We start from the raw sequence: 22,013 nt of genomic DNA on the forward strand, positions 1-22,013 counted from the left end.
TAATATAATCCCATTTTCAAAGACTTCTATCCATATAAACAATTCAAGCAGGATTATCCCTAGATAGGGATGCTTTAGGCTTGCCTCTAGCTCAAGTCTTTACTATGAGCTAAGAAGTTTTCTGAGTATAAAGAGACTGGCTATGAAACACAAGTGTAGGTTAGGCCTTGCCCAGGTTGGGCTCTTGGTCTAACACATGTTACTTCCTAAGCTCTTCCATGGTTTCTGCAAGTTCACGGAACTCGTTTGTCAGGCGTTCAGTCGCATGCTGGGGTAATAGCAACCAGTAATGGCCTTCGTTTTTCATATGACCAGCAATATAAGTCGCTCTTTTACCCGCTCCCCAAAAGACATCACCTCGCACCAAGCCACGAATTGCCCCTCCTGTATCCTGCGCTATCATCAAGCGTTGGAAGGGTTTTTGCTCATCACTATGTTGATCAGGTCTTGTTGTCGATAACCACAGCGGTGTACCAATGGGTATCCATTTCAAATCAACGGCTAAAGAATAGCCTGGGGTTAAGGCGACACCTTGAGTACCGAGAGCGGCATTAACACGTAGAATTTCAAAAAATACAAACGATTTGTTTTGATTTAAAACTTTCTTCATTTCTTTGGGGTGGGCCATCAAATAGCGTTTGATGGCTTGCATTGACGCCGTGTGTTTGGTCATTACTCCTTTATCAATGAGTACTTTGGCAATGGCTGTATACGGTGCTCCATTTTGAGCTGCGTAACCTAAATATAGTTGTTCACCGTCAGGAAGCTGAACAATACCAGAGCCCTGAATTTCTAGAAAAACTCTATCAACGGGATTATCAATCCAAACCAAGACGGATGCCTTGTTCTTAATCGCGCCTTTGCTAATTTCTTCTCTTGTGTAATAAGGTACTACTTTGCGTCCCGCAAGACGACCGACCAGTTTTTTGTGTTTAAAATTCGGATCAAATTGACTTAGATCAATGGTGAGCAAGTCAGAAGGTAGACCATAAATAGGAACATTGTACTTTTTTGTTTTGATGCGACTGCCATGAAGTAGGGGCATATAATAGCCAGTAAATAGACCGCGGACGGGTTGATTGTTGTAGAATTCAACCGGAGTGAACCATTTCTGAAAAAATTCTCTTGCATTTTTATTAGTAATTGGCGAAATTCTAAGTGCTGCCTGGCAGGCAGGATGCCAATCTTTGGCTGTTAAACTAAGATGATGACTGCCTACCGGTTTTTCAGGATCATGTCTCAAAAACGTTTTGCATGAAACCTGAAAAGTCTCTAAAGACTTTTTAACATTCGCTGTGCTCCAGCCCGGTAGCTGTGCAAAAGACGCCTGCTTGAGCGCAATCGGTGTAGGCTTAGGTTTAGGCTGTGGCCAAAACCGCCATACACACAAGCTGATGATGATCAGGGAGAAAATGAAAGATGCATAAAGTAATTTTCTTTTCATTGGGCAAATTTTACACTAATTTGAATTTAATGCAACCTCACTTAAATTAGGCCTGACGATGTCATATATAAAATTATCTAGTGAAGGGGGCACGCCCTTTGAAAGACTTTTAGGCTATGTGCCTGAAATTTTAAAGAAATGGAGCCAACTTGAAAATGCTTTTTTTCAAAGCTCGTCCTTTGATCCGGAATTTCTGGAGCAGGTAAGGCGCACCTTAGCTTATACGAATAGGTGCCAGTATTGCATGGCAAAAGCAGGTAAACCCGATGAGAATCCAGCCTCGGCAAGATTGGCTTGTGCTTTGCGCTTTGCAAATCGCTATGCGCTTGCTGGGGATGCAATCGATAAACAATGTATCGAGGAGTTAAAAGAGTATTTTTCTGATTCAGAACTGGTGGAGCTAATCGCTTTCTGCAGTTTTATTTCCGCTTCACAAAAATTTGGTGCGAGTTTAGGTTTGCAACCGCAAGGGTTCTACTCCGATTAACTGCCAAGTGGTTTGGTTATCAAATTTTGACAAGTAACGATCTTAAACGCCAGTGGTGGCGCGGGAAGAGGGCACCTACCGCGCAAACCGACTAGATTTAACAGTATAGAAGACCGTTGGTAAAATGAACAGTGTAAATAACGTCCCCATACTTAAACCGCCAAGCAGGATGTAGCCGATAGCATGCCTTGATTCAGCACCGGCATCCTGAGATAAGATAAGGGGTAACACACCAAAAAGCATTGCGCCTGTGGTCATTAAAATAGGCCGTATTCTCAAAACAGCTGCCTTTTGGATGGCATCTAATGCGGATAACCCTTCACTTCTTAATTGATTCGCAAATTCAACGATCAAAATCCCATGTTTACTGATTAAGCCAATCAAGGTGATCAATCCTACCTGGGTGTAAATATTAAACGATTGTCCGAATAAATAAGCAAACAATAGCGCTCCAGAGCTTGCTAAAGGGACGGTAAACATAATAATCAATGGGTCAATAAAATTTTCAAATTGCACAGCCAAAATAGCAAAAATAAAGAGTAGAGATAGGACAAATAAAATAAGCATCTGATGGGAGGATTGGGTAAACGCTTTTGCAGCCCCTTCCCAAGTCATCTTATAGTGTTTTGGTAGTTCATTTTTAGCCACATGCCAAAGATTCTCCATGCCGTTTTTAATTGACTCTTTCTGAGGTAACTTGACATGCAATGTTGTGGAACGCATTTGATTGTAATGATCAAGGGTCGGTGGTTGGGCTTTAACGCTCATCTTGGCTACTGCACCCAAAGATACTCGTTTACCAGCGGATGTGGTGAGATACAATTCATTTAGGCTCCAGGGTGAAGATGTACCGCTAATGGTTAAATCATAAATGACACCATCTTTTTGAAAATGAAGTGATTTATCACCGCTAAAAAATACTTCGATTGTTTTTGCGACTTGTTTTGCAGAAAGACCGAGCTGGGAAAGGACATTATTATCCACATCAATACTGTAGCCCATCGCATCGAGGCGCAGATCAAAATGAGAAGACTCAAATTGCTTGGTTTCATCCAGTGCACTCTTTAATTTTTCAACCTGATGTAATAGGTCGCGAAAACTTTCGGTTGTCGAGATAACTAAGGTTAACTCTGAACCTCTACCGGCATCATCAATTCCAGGCAAGCCAGTGTCCCAACTCCAAACGTAGGCATCCATGGACGGAAAATGATTCACTTCAGGTTGGAGTTGGGCAACAAGCTGTTCAGCCCTGCGTTTTCTTTGGGAATGGGGTTTTAAGGGTAAGAAAATACTTGCTCCCCAGTCGCCGACAAAGGTGAGACGGTTGTTTACTTCTGGTAAGTTGTTTGTCTTGTTTTCAATTGGAGGAATCTTCTGATCAAGGCTTTCAAGATTATCACTGGCTAAAAAAGGAGTATAAATTCCAATCAAGCCTCGATCTTCTTTGGGCGCTGTTTCGTTGGGTAGTAAGTGATAGAAAAATAAGCTGATTCCTACAAAGCTGACCACAAGAGAAAAAACAATTTTTTTTCTACCAATTCCATAACTTAAGATTCTGGCGTACTGGTGTTCAAGTTTATGTAAAAATACATCGAAACTTGGCCACAGTTGCCTGTTATTCTTACTAAGGAAATTAGCACACATCAAAGGCGAGAGGGTTAAGGAGACCACTCCTGAAATAAATACACTTCCGGCTAAAGCAACGGCGAATTCAATAAAAATCTGCCCCAACATCCCGGGAATAAAGGCGATCGGAGCATAAACACTGGCAAGTGTCAGGGTCATTGCCACAATGGCAAAACCAATCTCTTTTGAACCTTTCATCGCAGCATCGACAGGAGATAGCCCATTTTCAATATGACGCCAAATGTTTTCCAAAACAATAATGGCGTCATCAACAACCAGCCCAACGGCAAGTACCATAGCTAGAAGCGTCATTAAGTTGATAGAGAAACCAAATAGTTTTAAAAAAATTAGCGACCCCAGTAGAGAAATAGGGATAGTGACGAGTGGGATGAACGTTGCTCGTCCATTACGTAAAAAAATAAAGACAATGATAAGAACCAAAAGAATGGCTTCAACAATCGAGGATTGGATGTTTTTTAATGAAGCATTGATGAAATCGGACTGATCAATAATGATCTTGAGCTTAATATCATCAGGTAAATTTTGCTTTACTAATTCCAGTTCTTTGCGTACAAATTTGGAAACTTCGATAGGATTAGCATCATCTGCGCGGTTTATTGATAAAACGAGTCCTGCATGCCCATTCACTCTTACCCGCATATGCTCAATATCTGTGGTTAATTCAACTTGCGCTATGGATTTCAGAAAAATAGGATGGTGATTATTATTTTTAATCAATAAATTTTCATAGTCCCGCAGCGTTTTTAACTCAAAATTTAAGGTGCTCGGGATTTTATTTTGAAATTTACCTGCAGGGAGAGAAACACTACTGCGAGAAATGGCATCAAAAACTTCATCCACATTAATGCCAAAGGAAAATAATTTTTTGGGATCAAGGCTGATTTTGTATGTAAAAGGTTGCCCCCACACGTCTACAGATGATACGCCTTGCAAACTGCGAAACGTATTTTTTAAATTGAGATTGGCAAAATGTGTTAGCTCTCCGAAATCAAGAGAAGAAGATTCCAGAGCCATTCCTATGAAGGGCAGGCCACTTGCTTTCTTTTGCCGTTCTATGGCTGGTGCCTTGACTTCTGTGGGTAAGAAGGGCTTGGCAAGACTTACAGCATCCTGCGTCGCACTTAATGCTCTATCCATTGATGTGCCGGCGCGAAACGTTAAGACGATATAAGATGATCCAGCACTGGATTGCGAAGTGATGTTTTCTAGTCCTTCAACCCCTGCTAATCGTTCTTCCAAAATGTTCGTTACAGCTGATTCTATAAGTTCAGAACTTGCATTAGGGTAAGCGGTTGTAACAGTAATTGTCGGAAAACTGATGTTGGGATATTCGCGAATGGCTAAGGCACGTAAGCAAAGCAGTCCGATTACAATAATCATGCAATTCAGGATAATTGCGATCACTGGGTGTTTAATAAAATAATTGGGCAGTTTCATAGTGATTTCGCTGCAGATGTTGAGGAGGGCTTATAAATACCCACGGAGATTCCAGGGTATAGGCGCTCCTGACCTTTAACGACAAGCAGTTGCCCAAGTTTTAAACCAGAGGTTATCTCTACAGATGATTTATTTTGCAAACCGGTTTGCACCGGAGTTAGCACAACTTTGTGATCTTCAACGATGTAAACATAATGTTCACCATTTCTAAGAAAAAGAGCTTGGAAGGGAATGACTAACACCTTCTTCTTTTCTTTTATTACCAACTCTACATCAACACTTGCACCAATCACACAATCGTCACAGGAGATCTCGACATCAGCAGGACACATATGAGAATCTTCATCAAGCATTTTTTGTACATGAGTAATGGGATACTCTTTGCCTAAGACGCGTACTGTTTGTCCCTCCCTAATTGTTGTGATATTCGTACAGGGTATATCAAAATCAACGGTCAATGCTGAGGGATCATAGATTGTAACAACAGGATCTCCCGGGTTAACTTGGGTGCCTTCTCTTTTTTTATAGGCACCAACGATGCCATCAAAGGGCGCATAAAAGCGCATGGTATCGAGTTCAATCTTTGTTTGAGACAGATTCTTTGATGCTTCTATCCAAGCTTGCTTTTTTTCCTCTGCTTCTTTTGGACTAACAAAACCAGTTTTAAGCAGGCTGGATAGCCGTTCATATTGTGTTCTAGCTATTTTCTCGGCCGTTTCAGAAAGTTGATGATTATTTTCCACATCAATGTTATCAAGTTTCGCAAGCAACATGCCTTTGTGAATTTTTTGCCCGGTTGGGACCAGAGAATCAAGCATGCCACTTGCTTTCGCAAGCAGAACGGTCGCATGTTTTGGATGAATAGTACCAATCAGTTCAGCCGTTTGTTGTATGTTACCTCGTTTGATCTCTTCAACTTCGACCATTTTGGGAGCTTCATCTTGCTGCACTTTGTTCGAGCCGAAAAAAAATTTATAAGCAAAGGTTAGTAAAGAGCAGGTAAAAACAAATAAGACTATTTTGATGTATATTTTTTTTGATAGGATGCGATGAAAACGAAATTTACTGTTCACCTGGCCCTCACATAATCACAAAGAGCAATAGATAGGTAGAGAACTGTAACACAAAAATCAGTCAGCCATAAATTCACAATCAGATCAAACCATGGGACATACGACCATTATTACAGTTGAAACTGAACTGTGCTCCTTCAGGAAGCTCCTTTATAAACTGTGTTAGTTGCTGTTTAAGTTCAGCAGCATATTTTATATCAGTGGCATAGAAGTGAACAACTCTATTAGCAGGAGTTATTCGGGGTGCATTGAAAGACAAACACCCTAACAAGACCCAGTTTTTAGGAAGGAGAGGAAACCAATTTTTATAGACCATGGCCAATTTTGCCCCTGATTTTTTTACTTCTCGAGCCATCCAGAGAGAGCTTTTATCAGAAATGCGCTCTTTGTAGATTGCATAATTGCTTAATCCCCAGAGATCCAAGACGTAATAAGGATTATTAAAAGATACCCAGCCAATATCATTGACAACAACAGGCGCTTTTGCCCACGTGACAATAAATTTTCTCATCTGATATTGTTGGAGAAAAATATTATTTGCTGCTCTTGGTAAGGTATATAAGACGCTAAGATAGGGGAAACTAGCGAAGACTAAGCCTAGGAACACCACGGGGTACCAGATTATTTGCCGTGGATCTGCAACCATACTATCAAAATAAAGATAGAGGATCATAAACCACACTGCTGCATATAAATAAAGTTCATAGCGATGATACCAATTGAATTTTCCCAGGAATAAGTGCAGCAACAGACTAGTACTTAAAACCACTAAGAGTTGTTTCTTTACGGGGCTTAACCGGGAAAAGAAAATAAGGCCAATAAAGAAGATTAAAAAAATTAAGAAAATTAACGTTTGACGCTCGATTAAATTGGTCCTGAAATAGGCGATTAATCCCTCTCCAAGCGATGAAATCACTCCTATGCCAAGTTTCATTACAATAGCAGAGGCTAAAGGTGGTTGCCCAATATGGATTAAAAACAAGCTGAATACTGCAAGAAGCACAATTAAAATGCCAAGGCTATAAAGTGCTTGCTTTTTATGCCCGCGATAGAATAAAAAAACTAAGGCGGGGATTGATAAAGCCAGATTTTCATAACGAATCAACGGACCTACAATGATCACTACAGCCAACCAGTATGGGAAAAGTTTACGCCTACTCTCAATAATAAGCCCATAGATTAAAAGAACGCTTAATAGCATTTGCAAGGAGTGTTCCAAACCAGTAAAAGCTAAACCCACTAGGTTTAGTGTTGGAATCAATAAACAAAATATAATAATATGAGCCCAGTGCAATTGTGGCTCTGGCAATACTGACAGAACAAGATGAATAAAAACCCATAAGGTAAATAGGGCAAATACACTGTTGAGAAGCAGAGGGGTAAATTCAAATAACTTAAAATAAGAAAAAGGAGCTAATAAAAAAGGCCATAATATGCTCGAGGAAGGGCTGGCAAATTCCCCATGATTTAAACTGTATTCTCCTGCACCGATGTGTTGTGCCAGCGACAAATGAATATACGGGTCGTCAAGCGAATAGCTGAAGGTACCGCTATTTATAGTTAATATTTCGTACCATTCAATAGCTATCAAAGCAATGAGTAATAGAGAAGGGATGGCAAAATAGATATAGCGCATAGGAAGTAAGGTCATTGAGCTTGATTATCCCTAAATTACTTGATTCACCCACAGTATTCTCATAATAACCAATTACTTTGGTACTTCCAATAACTGCAATTCTGTTCAGTTATTGGAAGGGCTATATCCTACATCCAACAAGAAGGCAGCTTTAAGGAGCTTTATTTCATGCCTAAAGTAGCGATTATCGGTGCAGGGGCCTCAGGACTTGCCTCCACGCAAGCAGCTCTTCAAGAAGGACTTACACCTACAGCTTAAAGGATAAATTTTGCCATAGCGCTGACTATCGCACGGCCAATGATCCAAGAGTAGTACGTCCCACGAACGATGTCGCAGGACAATCCCTTCAGTAATCTTGATAAGAGAGGTGTCAAATTAAACGGAACCTTTTTGTCTTTTATTTAAGGCATAAAAGACCACACCTAACACAAGACCATAAATCAGATGACCAACGAGAGGGGGTATATTGGCCTGAATGCCAGCCATTGTCCATTTAGAAAATAGCGGAATTCCTGCGGCCATATAAGGGAGCAGAGTCATTGGTCCGACAATCCACATGGCCACACCAAATAATAACCCCCAAATGATAGCTGCAATCCATGAATGAATTAACCAGCCTAATATGAGAGCAAATACAATACCGGCAATAATACTAACTGCCACATGCACAATGAGACCACCTAACTTTGTGGGCATACCAATCATGGCACCCAGGGTTTCAGTCATGCCACCCATAAATAAAAAGATGGCAAAAACGATACCTGCGACAATACCAGCGATAATCCCGTTAAGAATGCATTTAGCCGTGCACATATAACACTCCTTTGTTTTTAATTCTTCCTTTTCAGGACGTTTCCTAAGTTAACCAGGATTAGCTAACATGTTCTCGTCGTTTATGACCATGTTCAAAAACGGTTTTTTCAGCTTCTTCATGTGGATTCATATCATAAAGAACTACGCCAACATCCTTTGATACGGGTTGTAGCCACACGGATTCTTTTAGCGCTTCTGTTGCTTGCTCATATCCCAATCTTATGGTCTCATCAATCGTGAATGAAGAAAAGGTGTAATCCTTCGAAGATAAATCTGTTTCTTGAGCATGTCGATGAAATCTCACCAAAACCATAATGGTTTTACAGCCCATTTTTCTTATTTCCTGGATCTTGGGATCATTTTTCAAATCATCAGGAAGTTTATCGTAAAGTTCTGAAATCGCGTGCCGTAAATCATGAGCTTCACCGAAAGACTTGATTACTCTTCTGTAATTACTCGCGTACGTCAAGTCTTTTTGTTTCAACATGACTTCATCTAACGTGGTAGGATCTCTACTCTCTGGATCAAAGAGTTGTACCATAAAGCATAATGTGCTTACCCGCGGCAGGTCGTTTAAAATGACTTCTATTGGTGTATTATTGACAATTCCTCCATCCCAATAGAGATCCCCATCTATTTTCACTGCGGGGAACCCTGGAGGGAGGGCGCCGCTAGCCATAATATGTTCGGGATGAATGTGGTGATGCCTATTATCAAAAAGCACTTGTTGTCCATCTCTCAAGCGAACAGCGGATAGGGTTAAGCGAGTTTTACCGGCATTAAGAATATCGAAATCAATCAGATGCTCAAGGGTTTCTCGTAACAGTGAGGTATCATAAAAACTAATTTGCTCAGGTGTACTATTAAATATGAAGTGAGGATTTACAGACCGAGGTGCAAAAAAGCCAGGTTGTCCCCACATTAGGGCTGCTTGAGCATACCAATGATTATATAATTTGCGAAACCCCGTATTGTCCAGATATTGATCCAACCAGGAAAGATAGGGTGGGGTGGCGATTATCTGCCAAAATTCTTTAAGTTTTTCAATGCGATTTTCGGGTTTATTGCCTGCTATAATGGACGCGTTAATTGCCCCGATAGAAATTCCGCTCACCCAATCTAATTCATATCCCGCATTATGGAGGGCTTCATATACTCCAACTTGGAATGCACCTAAAGAGCCACCACCTTGGAATAGAAATGCCACGCGATTCCATACTGGTTTGGTGGCCTTCGTTGCTTTTTTCATTGCCCCTCCTTCTGCTAAACGGTGACTTTTTCAATCTAGAATGAAAACATTTTTAATGTTTACTAAAATGTAATTTTAGTCTAGGTCTTCTTTTAGTAAGCAATTTTTTTGCCTGCCTTACAGTTAATGCATTCAAAAATCCATATAAGGCTGATAAATGCATGAAATACAGCGATCTATATACAAATTGAGCTACTTTTCCTCCTATGTATCGTTGCATTTTATTAAATGCATTTAAATTCCCAAAAGTATCATAACAACTTAGAGTGACTAAGGTTCCTCGATCCTGATATTTGAAATCAACTAAGGGTTCATTTTTAATTAAATTCTGTAATGATTTAACTAATACATTGGCTTGTTGATGTGCGGATTGGGCTCGAGGCGGAACAGGTACTCCGCTTGCAGGATCAGTAAAATTCGCACAATCTCCGATGGCAAAGATATTTTCATCCTGCGTTGTTTGTAATTTTGAGTTAACCAATAGCCGATTAATTTTATCTACTTCCAAACCATCAAGATTAGCCAAAAAGTCAGGAGCCTTAACCCCAGCAGCCCAAACACATAAATCTGCAGGAAGGAATTTGCCACTCTTCGTTTCTATACCTTCTTTGGTGGCTCGAGTCACAATTTCATTTGTATAAATAGTTACTCCCAAAGAGGTTAATCGCTTAGTCACGGCAGTGGCTAGCATTTCCGGTAAAGGAGGTAGAATTCGGGGGGCTGCCTCAACTAAGGAGATTTGAGCACGTTTGATGACAGTTTTTTTCATACCATACATCGCTGCTTGAGCAAGGGTATGATGAAGTTCTGCCGCTAATTCGACCCCCGTTGCTCCTCCACCTATGATCACAACATTAAACGTTGTATGCATGGATTCTGGGGCGTATTGCGCGCATAGAAGTTTGTTTACGTATCTTTGCTGAAATAGGTTAGCCTGGTCCAAATTATCAAGTGACATGCAGTGTTCCCGTATACCAGGAGTACTAAAGTCATTCGTTAAACTGCCAACAGCGATGACCAAGATATCATAGGGTAGATTGCGTTTTGGAATAATCTCTGCGCCGATATTATCAAGAAGAGGAGCTAGTAATACTTGCTTTGCTTTCCTATCTAAACCCTCCATGCGACCAGGTTGGAAGGTAAAGTAGTTATCTGCTCCGTGAGCATAGAAATTAATTTGATCAATATTGGAGTCAAGCGAGCCAGCTGCCACTTCATGAAGCAGCGGTTTCCATATATGAATGGGTTGTTCATCAACCAACGTTATATTGGCATTGTTATGTTTGCCGAGGCTTTGTCCCAATTTAGTGACTAACTCTAGGCCCCCAGCTCCTCCTCCTACCACAACAATATTGGGTCGTGCTTGATTATTCATCGTGATATCCCTATAGGCACTTATTTAAATATTAGAAGAAAATATAGAGAATATATAGAGAATATAATTTGTTAGCTAAAAGATAATTTAAGATCGATAAGGGACTCCTTCAGTTATCTTTAGTTAAGGCCTATTGAATTACTCTTTTGTTTCCACGTGCTCACGAATATGTGCAGGCAAAGCATGTAATATTTTTTCGGTTAATCCTGGTTCCAATTTTTGAATAATAAATTGGATGGCAGAAACCACAGCATCCCTACCATTTACGTTGATGTTCCTTAGTTCGTGGGCCATAGGACTTAAGAATTCCTCAAATGCTCTTGCCTCAGTCATCGGTTTGGAAGGAACCCAGCCATCATAATAAACACCCTTTAAAACCAAGGGTAATTGCGAAGCTAAATGGGATGAGATTTCAGTCGGTAGTTTATCTCGCAAGGCATGAAAAATAACGCGTAACACAGAGTAGCATTGAGATTCGTCCTTAAAATCCCCAAAGTCTTTGAGTTCATGTAGCCATTGATAAGTTAGATTAACTGAGGATTCGATTGATGTGACGCGCATGATACAACTCCATATTTATCCATGGCTCTCATGGGAAGTATAACACATGCCCGTTAAGGGTTTGTCATTCGGTCCTCTTGGCCCGACAGTCTAATATGATGGGGGGGTATGGGCCTTTAGCCAACGGGCAATTTTTTCCTGATCATCACGTTCAAACAACATGGGTGCATGGCCAGCATTTTCAATTTCAATGACCTCTAATGATGGATGATCTTTTTGCATTTTCTGAATGTATTCAGGTAGTAGCAAATCTGAATTTTTGCCATGAATAACCAAGACAGGACATTTAACTCTCTGCCAGAACTGCCATAAATCAACGTCGAATAGGATACCTTCCAACGCTTTGCGAGGACCCTGAAAGAATTCCTTTAAGAGTTGTCCCCAAGATTTTGTTGTTTGAATGTTTGGATCAAGTTTCGCTACATAGATCCCAGGAGAACGTTCTTTGATACTATTGTTCGTAAGATAGTCCCACTGGTCTTCACTTAAATCGCCAAAACTGGCATATATTGTTTTAAAATATGTTTTAGCCTCTTCTTTACTCTTAAATTCGGGAATTTTCCCGGTGTATTGTCCTAACCTCCGGATCGCATGAACGGGTATTTGCGGGGCGACATCATTTAAAATCAAACTACGAATGGGAGAGTTAGGCAAACCAGCAAGGATCATACCGATTAAGCCTCCCATGGAAGTACCAATCCAATCAAGCTGTTGTGCGCCGGTTCTGGCTATAAGCGTAGTCATGTCAGCAATATATTGCGGAAAACTATAAAGTTTTGGATTGCGAAGCCAACTACTATCCCCACGTCCGACAACATCTGGACAGAAGACGTGATGCCCTTGGTCACTTAAGAATCGAGCAAGAGGCTCAAAATCATAGCGATTACGTGTTAAACCATGAACACAAATCACCGCGGAATTGTTATTGGTTTGACCAGATCCCCATTCAGAATAGACGACCTCATGTAATCCCTCTTGGGATGCACATAGAACATAATCAGATTTCATTTAAACGTCCTTTTTCATGTAATCATTCCATTTGTATGATTTAGGATAATACAGAAAATAATAGAAGTCTTTAGGGTTAGTACTAAGATGTTTCCTTGGAGAATAAAAATGAATAATTGTATTGAAATTATTATCAGGTTCATTAAAATCGACATGGACGTGTTTCATGGATTTAGAAATGAAGTCAGATTTTTTTTATAAAATAATTCAAACCGCATGTACAACATACATAAAAACTGAATCTCATCCGGAATTCCCTATTATTCAGAAGCTGCTAAAAGAGCTAGAGGAGATAGCTTGCGATGAATTTGTCGAGCCTATTTACAAGATGACAAAAATGACTATCTTTTTTGAAGGATTTTATCAGGCACTTCAAGATGATAGTCAAATCAAAAAAGAGCTATTACAAATTAGGTTGCAACGCTGGGAAAAGCATTATGGGGTACCAACCTTAGGTTTCCTGCTTTCCTACAAATCGCAAATTGAAGAGATTAGTCATCAATTTAAAATGTTAACTGATTCTGGTTTATCTGATCTAAACAAACAAACAAACAAACAAACAAATCCTTATACTACTCATGATGATGAAAATAATGTAATCATTGACTCATGTGTTACTGCGAAAGTTCCTTTACCGACACAAAAAGAAGAAACCGGACAATTTCTTAAAACGTATAATCCTTTCGGTGGTTTTACTACCGCTCCCTGTGATCCTTATTCTCAAAAATTTATAGAGTATGCCGAAACGGTAGCTAAAAGTGGTGGTAAAGTTTTAGAGATAGGCGCTGCTTTTGGCGCTGCTTCATTAAGAGCGTTAGCACAAGGAGTAGATGTTTTCTGCAATGATATAGAACCACAAAATCTTGCGGTAGTTCATCAACGTTTTGCGAAAGAGAACCCAGATACAGAGGAATTTGCTAGCGGCGATTATAAAAAATTAGTATTCATCCCGGGTTCTTTCCCTCATGAATTACAAGGATTACCAAAGGAACACTTTGATGCCATTCTTCTTTGCCGTGTGCTGCATTTTTCTTCAGGAGACACCATAGAGTCGTCACTGAAGTTGCTCAGAACGTTATTAAAGCCTAACGGAAAATTATTTATTGTTTGTGAAACACCTTATTTAAAAAATTGGAAAAATTTTATACCAGAGTATGAAAAAAAAGTGGCTGAAGGAATCGAGTGGCCAGGGGAAATTCAAAATCCGTCTCAATATGAAAGCAGTGGAAGAGCCACATCGCTCCCAAAGTTTGTTCATTGGATAACAAAAGAAGTGCTCGATAGATCTCTCCAACGCACGAATTTTTTTATTGAACGATCATCCTACATCGATAGAAAAGACCAATTTCCAGATGATTTACTCTTAGATGCTCGTGAAAGCGTTGGAGCAGTAGCCATTAAAATTTAAACATGTGAGGAGAACAAAGTGTTACGTAAAACATGCAAACGGATTGCGTGGTTAAAAGCCATGATTAGGGAGTTTCTTATTGAAACAACAAAATCGCAATATGAAATCCTCGAAATATATGAGTGCAAAAAAAGTGGATTTATGAAGGCAGTCGTTAAACTATCCAGCAGACATATCATTGAAAAAAATATCAGTGATATAGTCATTGATGGGGATTTTATTGAATGTCTTGATAAAAAAACAATTCGAACATTAACTTATATGGCTACCATTGAGCGAATGAAGCCAGATTACGCTGTGGTCGTTCAGCATTTAAGCGATGAAGTTGATGATTACATACTCGAAATACAATCAAGAACTAAACATCAGATCATAAAGAAAACACCAAGTGAATTATTAAAAGACAAATCATTACTTTCTAAACTTAGTCCTATCGATGCCAATAGAATTGGTTATCTGGCAGGCGTAAAAGATACAGCCAAAGAGTTTAAAATTAAATCGGAAAGGAAAATGTAAGTTTGATGGCCATACTAACTTGTAAAAAGCAATATAAATATCCTTATATTTTCTTAGGGTTGTATTTGACATTCCTAATGGCAACTGTGTGTTTGGCAAGCAAGCTTACTATCGTCGGTAATTTATTATTGCCAGGTGGAATTTTTGCTTTTGTATTCACCTTTGCTATTTGTGACATAGTAGGTGAAGTTTATGGTTATGCCTATCCTCGTCTATTTATATGGGTCGGTGTTATTGCTGAATTTCTTTTTGCTATAGTTGTCATTAGCGTAGCACATATGCCTTCACCCACTTCCTTTAGTTATCCAGAAGCTTATCAAATCGTTTTTGATCCAACACTAAGGTACGTCGTCTCTGGGTTGATTGGATTGGTAGTGGGTGAATTCATAAATATTTATTTACTTGCTAAATGGAAGATATTTTTAAAAGGGAAATTCTTTGTTCTAAGAAGCTTGATCTCAACTGCCGTTGGGCAAGCATTGCTCACCATTATTGTCGATTTATTAAACTACATTGGGAAGATATCCTTGCTTGAATTATTATGGATGATGATCTCAGGTTATGTATGGAAAATGTGCTTTGCTGTCGTTCTTGCATTCCCTTCCTGGTTAATTGTCAGGTGGCTAAAGAAGGCAGAGAATGTAAGTCACTATGATATTCATACTAACTTTAATCCTTTTTTTCTTAGCTTGGAGCACGACAGTGGATTGATCGAGATCGAACCAAAGAATCAATTGAGTAGTAGAGTAGCCACTACTTAAAATAATCTAAAATTGTAACCTTACCTCAATTAAAGTACCGACAAATTTATCTTCACTTGGTTGAATCTTTAAAAGTTGTATATTGCCGTCAGGCTGTTCTTTCTTTATATAAAATTCAGATTGATCAATAAATACCCTATTAAATATTATGCTATTGTCTTTTAGTAAATGAACTACTGCGAATTCTCTGTCCTTTGGCATCTTGCTTGAATCAAATATCAAAATTGCCTTCTCAGGAAAAAGAGGCTCCATACTAGAATCCCTCATAATAAGTGCAAAGGAGTGCTGGCCAACTTGTCTGTCAAGAATAATTTCTTTTAAATCATTGCGGTTGTGTTCTTTAGGCCAGTCACTCAACATCCCCCAAGTAAGAACAGGAATAGTGGTAATCTTCAAACTTTCCTTAATAGTGTTAGGAATTATTTGAGATAGAGGTAATGTGCCTGTTAATTGGCTTATTGAGACGGAAAAAAAGTTTGCAAGTTTTTCTAGTACACTTCTTCTAGGTTTCTTTGTAGTTCCGCTAAGTAAATGATGTAGGGTTGGTTGTGGAATTTCTGTAAGTCTTGCTAATTCACTGACTGATAGTTCATCGTGCAATTTCAATAAATGACGTAGGTTATCACTAATAGTTGTAGTAGGTTCACTCATTTACTCACCAAACGAATAAATTATTCAAAAAATAATTGACGAAGGCACTCTATAAAACTAAAATGAATAATTATGAATAAATAAACATTGCTGTTTTGAATAATCTCAAATATAGCATGTGAACGAAAAATTTTACCATAAAAAGGAGAAAAAAATGGAAGATACAAAGGAACGTGTTTTTGCCTATACTTTAGCAAAAACGTTAGATAACGAACAACTTGATAAAGTATCTGGAGGTGCGGCAAATATGACGTCCAAGCCAACTCTGGGACCGACTGGTGGAAGCGGGGGTTATGACGGTATTGTTGATTGTAGTTGGGACTGGTAAGGCAGAACATTGACGTAAGAATAAGGGGGCTCTGATCAAGTCGGGGCCTCTGATAAAAATGATGAATGATTGCAAATGGACGGCATAAAAAATGAAGTTATTAATCACTACCGAACCTGATGACACTCATGCTATTTTGGTTAAGCTTGCATTAGAACAAATGGGGCATGATGCAAGATTTTTCTTCACGGCCGATCAACCCACTAAACAGAAAAATTCAATCTTTATTAATTATGGGGATTATCAATGGAAAAGCTCTGATAAATACGATTCCATTCTTGATAATGATTATGATGTTGTATGGTGGCGACGTGCACGAAAACCTTACATACCTAAAGAAACAACGCATCCGAAAGACTATCTATTTGTCATCAGAGAAAATGCATTATTTTATGAATCGTTAACTTACACCATGGCACCTGATGCATGGTGGATTAATTCAAAAGAGTCAGCGCTACGAGCAAACTCCAAAATACTGCAATTAAAGATGGCTAATGCGTGTGGGATGGCGACACCTATTACTCTTTGCTCAAATGATCCTAAAGATATACGGAATTTTATATTGCAACATGAGAAAGAAGGAGTTGTTTATAAACCCCTCTGTTCAAATTTTTGGTTTGAAGACAAGCAGGTCAAAATCTCCTATACAGCAAAGATAAACTTTTTAGATCTTCCGAATAATAAATCTTTGCAACTTGTACCAGGGATTTTTCAAAAGGAGGTCAAGAAAGCCTATGAGCTAAGAATCATTGCGTTTGGTGATCATCTTGTCGCTGCGAAATTAAATTCCCAGAGCCATCTGGAAGGCAAAGTGGATTGGCGGGCAATTCCCGAAGGAGAGATGAGGATTGAGCCCTATGCTTTACCTCTCGAACTTGAACATAAGTTACGGAAATTTATGCATAAAATGGGGATTGTATTTGGTTCATTTGATTTCATTGTCACTCCAGAAGGTCAATATGTTTTTCTTGAAGTCAATGAACAAGGGCAGTTCTTATGGATAGAAGAGTATAATTCTGAATTTAGAATGCTAGATATGTTTATTCAATTTCTGCTTGCTCGCTCCACAAAATTTAAGTGGGACGCTAATAAAGCTCAACATACGATTGAACATTATCGGAAGAAAATGGCCAATGTGTTCATTCAAAACATGAATCATCATGTTCATTTGAATTGTGCAAAAGCCTATAACGTATAAGGAAGTATCTATGAACAAAACGTTGTTAAAATTGCCATTGTCCGTGTGGGGATTGGTTATGTCCATGCATGCCATCGCTGAAAACATCGTTGATGTATATGGTGCTGAGTTCCGCGTATCAGAGGAAATCATAAGAAAATACGCAAACGCGGTGGGTGAAATCGAAGGATTATTACAAAACGCGGCTAAGACAATCCGCCACGGCATGGTGAATTCCGAAGTAAATAAAATCCTGTTAAAAAAGAAACTGTTAGCGGAAAAAATCAAAGAGGAGAGTGATTTTTTGTTCGTGGACTTTGATACTGTTTTCTATCCTAATAATAAAAACCAATATACCACCATTGAGGTTGTTAACAAAACACAAGCAGACAGACTGAGATTTATCCATCCCGTGGTTAATGATAAAAATTATCAGAGCAAAAATGACTTGATAGATCATATGATCAATTTTGAGAGACTCGAAATGGAATTACTCATGAATAACCAATTGGACACAAGGGATGTATCCTGTCCGGTCTACCACTGTTTCAGTGGATTTCATCATCCTAAGTTAAAACCTTATTTAAAGGTGTTTAATGCGGGTGCTATAAAAGAAAAGAAACTTATCGTTCAAACACTAAATCATGATCCTCATCCAGAAAGACGGGCAGCGGCTGCGTTTTTAATGGGCCATTTTCCTCATCCAGAAGAAATTATTTCTCTCCTTTTACCTCATGTGAATGATCCTTATGGTCTCGTTAGGAATAATGTTATTCGCGTCATTGCTGCGACAATGGCTAAGGCAAAAATAACGCAGATTGATGTTATACCTTTTTTAGAACTCTTGGATTCTCCAGAGGATACCGATAGGAATAAGGCCTTGTATGTATTATTAACTGCAGCAGAATCTGAGCCTACAAAAAAAGTAATTGCCCAAAAAGGTGGCCAGCGATTATTGGCCTTGCTTCAGTTAAAACAACCAAATAATCATGAGCCTGCTTACCACCTTTTTAAGAAAATCAGTGGGAAAGATTTCGGGGAAGACAATGTGATGGCTTGGGCCAATTGGTTAAAAGCGCAAGCGTAATAGGTTGCAAATCCCATGAAAGACCATTCTTTATTTCGATCTGAGGTTATGCAAAATAAGCTGGGACAAATGTATGGTTCGGTCTCAATGAATATTCCACCACAGTATACAATTGTCACTATTGGTTTCACGGTACTGGTACTTTTGCTTATTTTGTTTTTTATTTTTGCTGAATTTTCTGAAAGATTCGTGGTGACAGGTTATGTCAATTCCACAAAGGCGGCTGTGCAGGTTTATCCAAAAACGAATGGATTTATCATTGAACGGTATCACAAGCAAGGGGATAGCGTTAGAAAGGGAGAGCAATTGTTTTTGATTGATACCTCCTATGCTGGATATCAATACAACGATGAAATTGGCCAACAACTTAAACAAAATAAAGTATTCGTTGAAAAAGAAATTACTAATAAAACGCAATATTTACACGCCATGAAAGCGCTATTAGAAAAAAAATATATCTCGCTAATGGAGTATAACGCGAAAAAAGATGAGCTGATAGCGCTTAAACATAGAAGAAATCTAATCGAGATGGAGATGATTAAATATCAACAGAGCAGGTCGTATCTTATTCGCTCCCCCATTGATGGGATGGTTGCCGGTGCGATGTTTAAAAAAGGCCAATATGCCCATGCTGCTAAACCCTTGGTCAAACTCATACCGAATAATTCCGAATTAGTTGCGGAACTATTTGTTCCCGCTAAACAAGCGGGTTTCTTAAGTAAGGAGAATAAGGTGATGATTCGTTATGATGCTTATCCCTATGAACGTTTTGGGGTCTATCGAGCTGTCATTAAAGATATTAGCCAAAGCATTTTAACAGACGAGGATGAGGAGAAGCCCATACGCATAGGGGAGCCTTATTACAAAATCACGGCTAAGTTAGAAAAGCAGCATGTCATGGTTTATGGAAGAGAGAAAAAAATACAACATGGTATGACCTTATCAGCAATCATTGTGGGCTCAAAACGAAAAGCATGGCAATGGATGTTGGACCCTTTATACAGTTTTTACGGGATGTTGTTCGTATGAGTTATGGGGATGCTGTTCTGCAATTTAAAAGGGGTCCAAGATTACCCATGATTCTGCAAGATGAGATCGCAGAATGTGGCCATGCTTGCATCGCAATGATCAGCAACTTCTGGGGCCATGATCTGGATCTCCATGTTCTGAGAAGACTCCATAAACCTTCTCAGCATGGGGTAAGCTTACTCGTATTAAAAGATTTACTCGAAGAACTTGGGTTTACAACAAGAGCATTAAGGGTATCCTTAAGTGAGCTGGGGCAAGTCAAAACCCCTGCTATTATCCATTGGAACATGAATCATTTCGTGGTTCTTAAGCAGGTGAAAAGAGATGCCATTGTCATTCATGATCCAGCCATAGGGGTTAGACAGTGTGGAATGGATGAAGTGTCTAAACTCTTTACAGGTATTGTACTGGAAGTTGAGAAATCCGATCATTTTAAGAAAATCAAAGAAAAAAATCGGCTGAGTTTATATGATTTGGTCAAAACGGTTCATGGAATAAATAAGTACCTTGTTTTATTGGTTTTGCTTTCGCTGTCTATCGAAATTTTAAGTTTATTGAATCCTCTGTTCATCCAATATGTGACTGATGATGTGGTGAGTTCAAGTAATGTTAGCAATTTATATGCGGTTGCTTTCGCTTTTGTTATTTTAATCATTATCCAGGTCTTTACAGGCTATATTCGCGGCAATATGGTTATCTATCTAACAAACCATTTAACAGATCAATTCTCAGCCAATGTGGTTAAACATCTTTTAATGTTGCCTTTGGATTTTTTTGAAAAGAGACACAAAGGAGATATTCAGTCGAAGGTACAATCCATCGATCAAATTCAGAAAAAGATAAGCACAGATTTTGTAAACACGGTATTGGATGGGCTGATGATAATCATTAACCTTGTTGTGATGATGGTTTATAGTCGAATTCTCACCCTAATAGTCATTTTCTCATTATCCATCTACTTAAGCATCCGGTGTTTGTCTTATCGTTCCCTAGGAAAGCAAACGGAGTTATCTATTGTACAGCATGCTAAAGCAGCTTCAGTTTTCCTGGAAACACTCCAGGGCATCATGCCTATCAAATCATTCTTAAAAGAACGAGTTAGATTTAGTATGTGGAGGAATAACTATATTCATTCGTTAAATGCTGACATCAGTGTTTCCAAGATAAATGTCATTTATGATGCGGTGAGTCAGTTATTGTTTCATCTAGAACCTATTTTAGTGATCTGTGTTGGCACTTCTCTTATTTTCATGAATGCGTTTTCTGTTGGGATGCTGATTGCTTTTCTTTCCTATCGCCTTTTACTTGTCAATAAAGCTTCTTCGCTGATTCAAAACCTCGTGGACTATAAATTGATTTCAATCCAGTTGCGGCGGTTAGGTGACATCCTGTTTCAAGAACCTGAATCCATTAATACAGGGTGTGGGAAAGCGGAACAAGCAAGGGGAGATTTGGTGTTGAAGAATGTCAATTTTAAATACAATGCAAACGAAAATTTTATTTTGAATAATGTTAGCTTAACGATAAATGCCGGTGAAAAAGTCGTGATTACGGGTCCATCCGGATGTGGCAAATCGACTCTATTAAAAGTGATGATGGGTTTACTCCACATGAGCAGTGGCGAGATTTATATAGACACCGTGCCGATTATCGATTATGGATTAAAAAACTATAGGAATCTAATGGGCTCCGTAATGCAAGACGATGTCTTGTTAACGGGTTCGATTCTAGAAAATATTTCTTTTTTTGAGGAAGAAGATATTGATCTTGAAAGAGTTTATAGCGTAGCTAAATTGGCTTGTATTCATGAGGCAATCAGTAAATTGCCGATGGGCTATGAAACCTTGGTTGGAGAAATGGGATCAACCTTGTCAGGTGGTCAAAAACAGAGAATATTATTGGCCAGGGCCCTGTATAAGAAGCCTAAATTACTCTTTTTGGATGAAGCAACCAGTCACTTGGATGTCGATAATGAAAGAAAGATTAATCAAGCATTAAAATCGCTGGAAATCACGCAGATTATCGTTGCTCATAGAAAAGAAACTATTCGGATGGCCGATAGGGTGATCGTGTTGGAGGCAATTAAAGTGAATTAGTATAACAGCTCAGATTTCCCATGTTTGATTTGGTTCCTGATATGGGTGATCTATTATGAATTAGTTTGTTGATTTTTTAAAATGTCGACGTACTGACTTGTCCGCGTATCCATTTGTTCAGAGTAATGGATTCCGAACGTATGGATGCCACGGACAAGTCGTGGTACGTCGAGCTTTCAGGCTGTCAAGCAAAACTTAGGTGGATGTGCGTGCTGACCGTAGGACGCGAT

At 39.0% G+C, this 22,013-nt stretch carries 20 protein-coding genes; 10 read left to right on the forward strand and 10 right to left on the reverse strand.

All coding sequences use genetic code 11. The annotated features are described in order from the left end of the window. Positions 1 to 199: 199 nt before the first annotated feature. Entirely contained in the window at positions 200 to 1,444 is a 1,245-nt protein-coding gene (mltA, locus tag CKV79_RS06495) for a murein transglycosylase A (RefSeq protein ID WP_028373639.1), read from the reverse strand. Between the two features lie 58 nt (positions 1,445 to 1,502). On the opposite strand from mltA, the gene CKV79_RS06500 reads away from it, so the two are divergent. Further along, positions 1,503 to 1,931 carry a carboxymuconolactone decarboxylase family protein gene (locus CKV79_RS06500; protein WP_028373638.1) on the forward strand — a complete coding sequence of 143 codons (429 nt, stop codon included), beginning with the start codon at positions 1,503 to 1,505 and terminating at the stop codon, positions 1,929 to 1,931. Positions 1,932 to 2,006: 75 nt separating this feature from the next. Here the strand turns inward: CKV79_RS06500 and CKV79_RS06505 are convergent, their stop codons facing one another. The 3 genes from CKV79_RS06505 to CKV79_RS06515 form a co-directional block, all read right to left on the reverse strand. Continuing rightward, positions 2,007 to 5,015, reverse strand: a complete 3,009-nt coding sequence (locus CKV79_RS06505; protein WP_028373637.1) for an efflux RND transporter permease subunit — start codon at positions 5,013 to 5,015, stop codon at positions 2,007 to 2,009. Continuing rightward, positions 5,012 to 6,088 (reverse strand): efflux RND transporter periplasmic adaptor subunit, encoded by a 1,077-nt coding sequence (locus tag CKV79_RS06510; RefSeq protein WP_051546188.1) that lies wholly within the window; start codon positions 6,086 to 6,088, stop codon positions 5,012 to 5,014. The genes CKV79_RS06505 and CKV79_RS06510 overlap by 4 nt, the downstream gene beginning before the upstream one ends. A gap of 79 nt (positions 6,089 to 6,167) precedes the next feature. Next, positions 6,168 to 7,739, reverse strand: coding sequence for a hypothetical protein (locus tag CKV79_RS06515; RefSeq protein WP_028373636.1), 1,572 nt, complete (start codon positions 7,737 to 7,739; stop codon positions 6,168 to 6,170). A gap of 153 nt (positions 7,740 to 7,892) precedes the next feature. Here CKV79_RS06515 and CKV79_RS13790 point away from each other — a divergent pair, with 153 nt between their 5' ends. Further along, positions 7,893 to 7,982, forward strand: a complete 90-nt coding sequence (locus CKV79_RS13790; protein ID WP_131796088.1) for a hypothetical protein — start codon at positions 7,893 to 7,895, stop codon at positions 7,980 to 7,982. Between the two features lie 117 nt (positions 7,983 to 8,099). Here CKV79_RS13790 and CKV79_RS06520 read toward each other — a convergent pair whose 3' ends face one another. The 5 genes from CKV79_RS06520 to CKV79_RS06540 all read right to left on the reverse strand — a co-directional run bounded on the left by CKV79_RS06520 (position 8,100) and on the right by CKV79_RS06540 (position 12,730). Beyond that, complete coding sequence (locus CKV79_RS06520; RefSeq protein ID WP_028373635.1) at positions 8,100 to 8,537, reverse strand: hypothetical protein; 438 nt, start codon at positions 8,535 to 8,537, stop codon at positions 8,100 to 8,102. Positions 8,538 to 8,595: 58 nt separating this feature from the next. Further along, complete coding sequence (locus CKV79_RS06525) at positions 8,596 to 9,786, reverse strand: patatin-like phospholipase family protein (RefSeq protein ID WP_051546187.1); 1,191 nt, start codon at positions 9,784 to 9,786, stop codon at positions 8,596 to 8,598. A gap of 52 nt (positions 9,787 to 9,838) precedes the next feature. Beyond that, positions 9,839 to 11,161: an NAD(P)/FAD-dependent oxidoreductase gene (locus CKV79_RS06530; RefSeq protein ID WP_028373634.1), complete on the reverse strand. Its 1,323-nt coding sequence runs from the start codon at positions 11,159 to 11,161 to the stop codon at positions 9,839 to 9,841. Between the two features lie 138 nt (positions 11,162 to 11,299). Continuing rightward, positions 11,300 to 11,722, reverse strand: a complete 423-nt coding sequence (locus CKV79_RS06535) for a DUF2267 domain-containing protein (protein ID WP_028373633.1) — start codon at positions 11,720 to 11,722, stop codon at positions 11,300 to 11,302. Positions 11,723 to 11,812: 90 nt separating this feature from the next. Continuing rightward, complete coding sequence (locus CKV79_RS06540) at positions 11,813 to 12,730, reverse strand: alpha/beta fold hydrolase (RefSeq protein WP_028373632.1); 918 nt, start codon at positions 12,728 to 12,730, stop codon at positions 11,813 to 11,815. Between the two features lie 178 nt (positions 12,731 to 12,908). Here CKV79_RS06540 and CKV79_RS06545 point away from each other — a divergent pair, with 178 nt between their 5' ends. The 3 genes from CKV79_RS06545 (at position 12,909) to CKV79_RS06555 (ending at position 15,415) form a co-directional block, all read left to right on the forward strand. Next, positions 12,909 to 14,138, forward strand: a complete 1,230-nt coding sequence (locus CKV79_RS06545) for a class I SAM-dependent methyltransferase (RefSeq protein WP_028373631.1) — start codon at positions 12,909 to 12,911, stop codon at positions 14,136 to 14,138. Between the two features lie 18 nt (positions 14,139 to 14,156). Beyond that, the gene (locus CKV79_RS06550; RefSeq protein ID WP_231950228.1) at positions 14,157 to 14,654 is read left to right on the forward strand and encodes a hypothetical protein; all 498 of its coding nucleotides are present in this window, start codon (positions 14,157 to 14,159) and stop codon (positions 14,652 to 14,654) included. A 77-nt stretch (positions 14,655 to 14,731) separates the two neighbouring features. Continuing rightward, positions 14,732 to 15,415, forward strand: coding sequence for a queuosine precursor transporter (locus CKV79_RS06555; RefSeq protein ID WP_231950230.1), 684 nt, complete (start codon positions 14,732 to 14,734; stop codon positions 15,413 to 15,415). Between the two features lie 6 nt (positions 15,416 to 15,421). Here the strand turns inward: CKV79_RS06555 and CKV79_RS06560 are convergent, their stop codons facing one another. Further along, entirely contained in the window at positions 15,422 to 16,066 is a 645-nt protein-coding gene (locus tag CKV79_RS06560) for a helix-turn-helix domain-containing protein (RefSeq protein ID WP_028373628.1), read from the reverse strand. Positions 16,067 to 16,220: 154 nt separating this feature from the next. Here CKV79_RS06560 and CKV79_RS13795 point away from each other — a divergent pair, with 154 nt between their 5' ends. From CKV79_RS13795 to CKV79_RS06580, 5 genes are all read left to right on the forward strand, one after another. Continuing rightward, positions 16,221 to 16,394 carry a hypothetical protein gene (locus tag CKV79_RS13795; protein ID WP_154660314.1) on the forward strand — a complete coding sequence of 58 codons (174 nt, stop codon included), beginning with the start codon at positions 16,221 to 16,223 and terminating at the stop codon, positions 16,392 to 16,394. Between the two features lie 91 nt (positions 16,395 to 16,485). Next, positions 16,486 to 17,592 carry a hypothetical protein gene (locus tag CKV79_RS06565; RefSeq protein WP_051546186.1) on the forward strand — a complete coding sequence of 369 codons (1,107 nt, stop codon included), beginning with the start codon at positions 16,486 to 16,488 and terminating at the stop codon, positions 17,590 to 17,592. 10 nt (positions 17,593 to 17,602) lie between these two features. Then, positions 17,603 to 18,658: a HEAT repeat domain-containing protein gene (locus CKV79_RS06570; RefSeq protein ID WP_028373627.1), complete on the forward strand. Its 1,056-nt coding sequence runs from the start codon at positions 17,603 to 17,605 to the stop codon at positions 18,656 to 18,658. An 87-nt stretch (positions 18,659 to 18,745) separates the two neighbouring features. Then, positions 18,746 to 19,687, forward strand: a complete 942-nt coding sequence (locus CKV79_RS06575) for an HlyD family secretion protein (RefSeq protein WP_161634057.1) — start codon at positions 18,746 to 18,748, stop codon at positions 19,685 to 19,687. Continuing rightward, positions 19,633 to 21,783 (forward strand): peptidase domain-containing ABC transporter, encoded by a 2,151-nt coding sequence (locus CKV79_RS06580; RefSeq protein ID WP_081778091.1) that lies wholly within the window; start codon positions 19,633 to 19,635, stop codon positions 21,781 to 21,783. The genes CKV79_RS06575 and CKV79_RS06580 overlap by 55 nt, the downstream gene beginning before the upstream one ends. Positions 21,784 to 22,013 lie beyond the last annotated feature (230 nt).

It is taken from the genome of Legionella lansingensis (assembly GCF_900187355.1).
Classification (GTDB): Bacteria; Pseudomonadota; Gammaproteobacteria; order Legionellales; family Legionellaceae; genus Tatlockia; species Tatlockia lansingensis.

What these genes read in the sequence shown, in the direction of transcription:
- mltA (WP_028373639.1), bottom strand. Translation starts at nt 1,444, where the DNA reads ATGAAAAGAAAATTACTTTATGCATCTTTCATTTTCTCCCTGATCATC.
- CKV79_RS06500 (WP_028373638.1), top strand. Translation starts at nt 1,503, where the DNA reads ATGTCATATATAAAATTATCTAGTGAAGGGGGCACGCCCTTTGAAAGA.
- CKV79_RS06505 (WP_028373637.1), bottom strand. Translation starts at nt 5,015, where the DNA reads ATGAAACTGCCCAATTATTTTATTAAACACCCAGTGATCGCAATTATC.
- CKV79_RS06515 (WP_028373636.1), bottom strand. Translation starts at nt 7,739, where the DNA reads ATGACCTTACTTCCTATGCGCTATATCTATTTTGCCATCCCTTCTCTA.
- CKV79_RS13790 (WP_131796088.1), top strand. Translation starts at nt 7,893, where the DNA reads ATGCCTAAAGTAGCGATTATCGGTGCAGGGGCCTCAGGACTTGCCTCC.
- CKV79_RS06520 (WP_028373635.1), bottom strand. Translation starts at nt 8,537, where the DNA reads ATGTGCACGGCTAAATGCATTCTTAACGGGATTATCGCTGGTATTGTC.
- CKV79_RS06525 (WP_051546187.1), bottom strand. Translation starts at nt 9,786, where the DNA reads ATGAAAAAAGCAACGAAGGCCACCAAACCAGTATGGAATCGCGTGGCA.
- CKV79_RS06530 (WP_028373634.1), bottom strand. Translation starts at nt 11,161, where the DNA reads ATGAATAATCAAGCACGACCCAATATTGTTGTGGTAGGAGGAGGAGCT.
- CKV79_RS06535 (WP_028373633.1), bottom strand. Translation starts at nt 11,722, where the DNA reads ATGCGCGTCACATCAATCGAATCCTCAGTTAATCTAACTTATCAATGG.
- CKV79_RS06540 (WP_028373632.1), bottom strand. Translation starts at nt 12,730, where the DNA reads ATGAAATCTGATTATGTTCTATGTGCATCCCAAGAGGGATTACATGAG.
- CKV79_RS06545 (WP_028373631.1), top strand. Translation starts at nt 12,909, where the DNA reads ATGAAGTCAGATTTTTTTTATAAAATAATTCAAACCGCATGTACAACA.
- CKV79_RS06555 (WP_231950230.1), top strand. Translation starts at nt 14,732, where the DNA reads ATGGCAACTGTGTGTTTGGCAAGCAAGCTTACTATCGTCGGTAATTTA.
- CKV79_RS06560 (WP_028373628.1), bottom strand. Translation starts at nt 16,066, where the DNA reads ATGAGTGAACCTACTACAACTATTAGTGATAACCTACGTCATTTATTG.
- CKV79_RS13795 (WP_154660314.1), top strand. Translation starts at nt 16,221, where the DNA reads ATGGAAGATACAAAGGAACGTGTTTTTGCCTATACTTTAGCAAAAACG.
- CKV79_RS06565 (WP_051546186.1), top strand. Translation starts at nt 16,486, where the DNA reads ATGAAGTTATTAATCACTACCGAACCTGATGACACTCATGCTATTTTG.
- CKV79_RS06570 (WP_028373627.1), top strand. Translation starts at nt 17,603, where the DNA reads ATGAACAAAACGTTGTTAAAATTGCCATTGTCCGTGTGGGGATTGGTT.
- CKV79_RS06575 (WP_161634057.1), top strand. Translation starts at nt 18,746, where the DNA reads ATGAATATTCCACCACAGTATACAATTGTCACTATTGGTTTCACGGTA.
- CKV79_RS06580 (WP_081778091.1), top strand. Translation starts at nt 19,633, where the DNA reads ATGGCAATGGATGTTGGACCCTTTATACAGTTTTTACGGGATGTTGTT.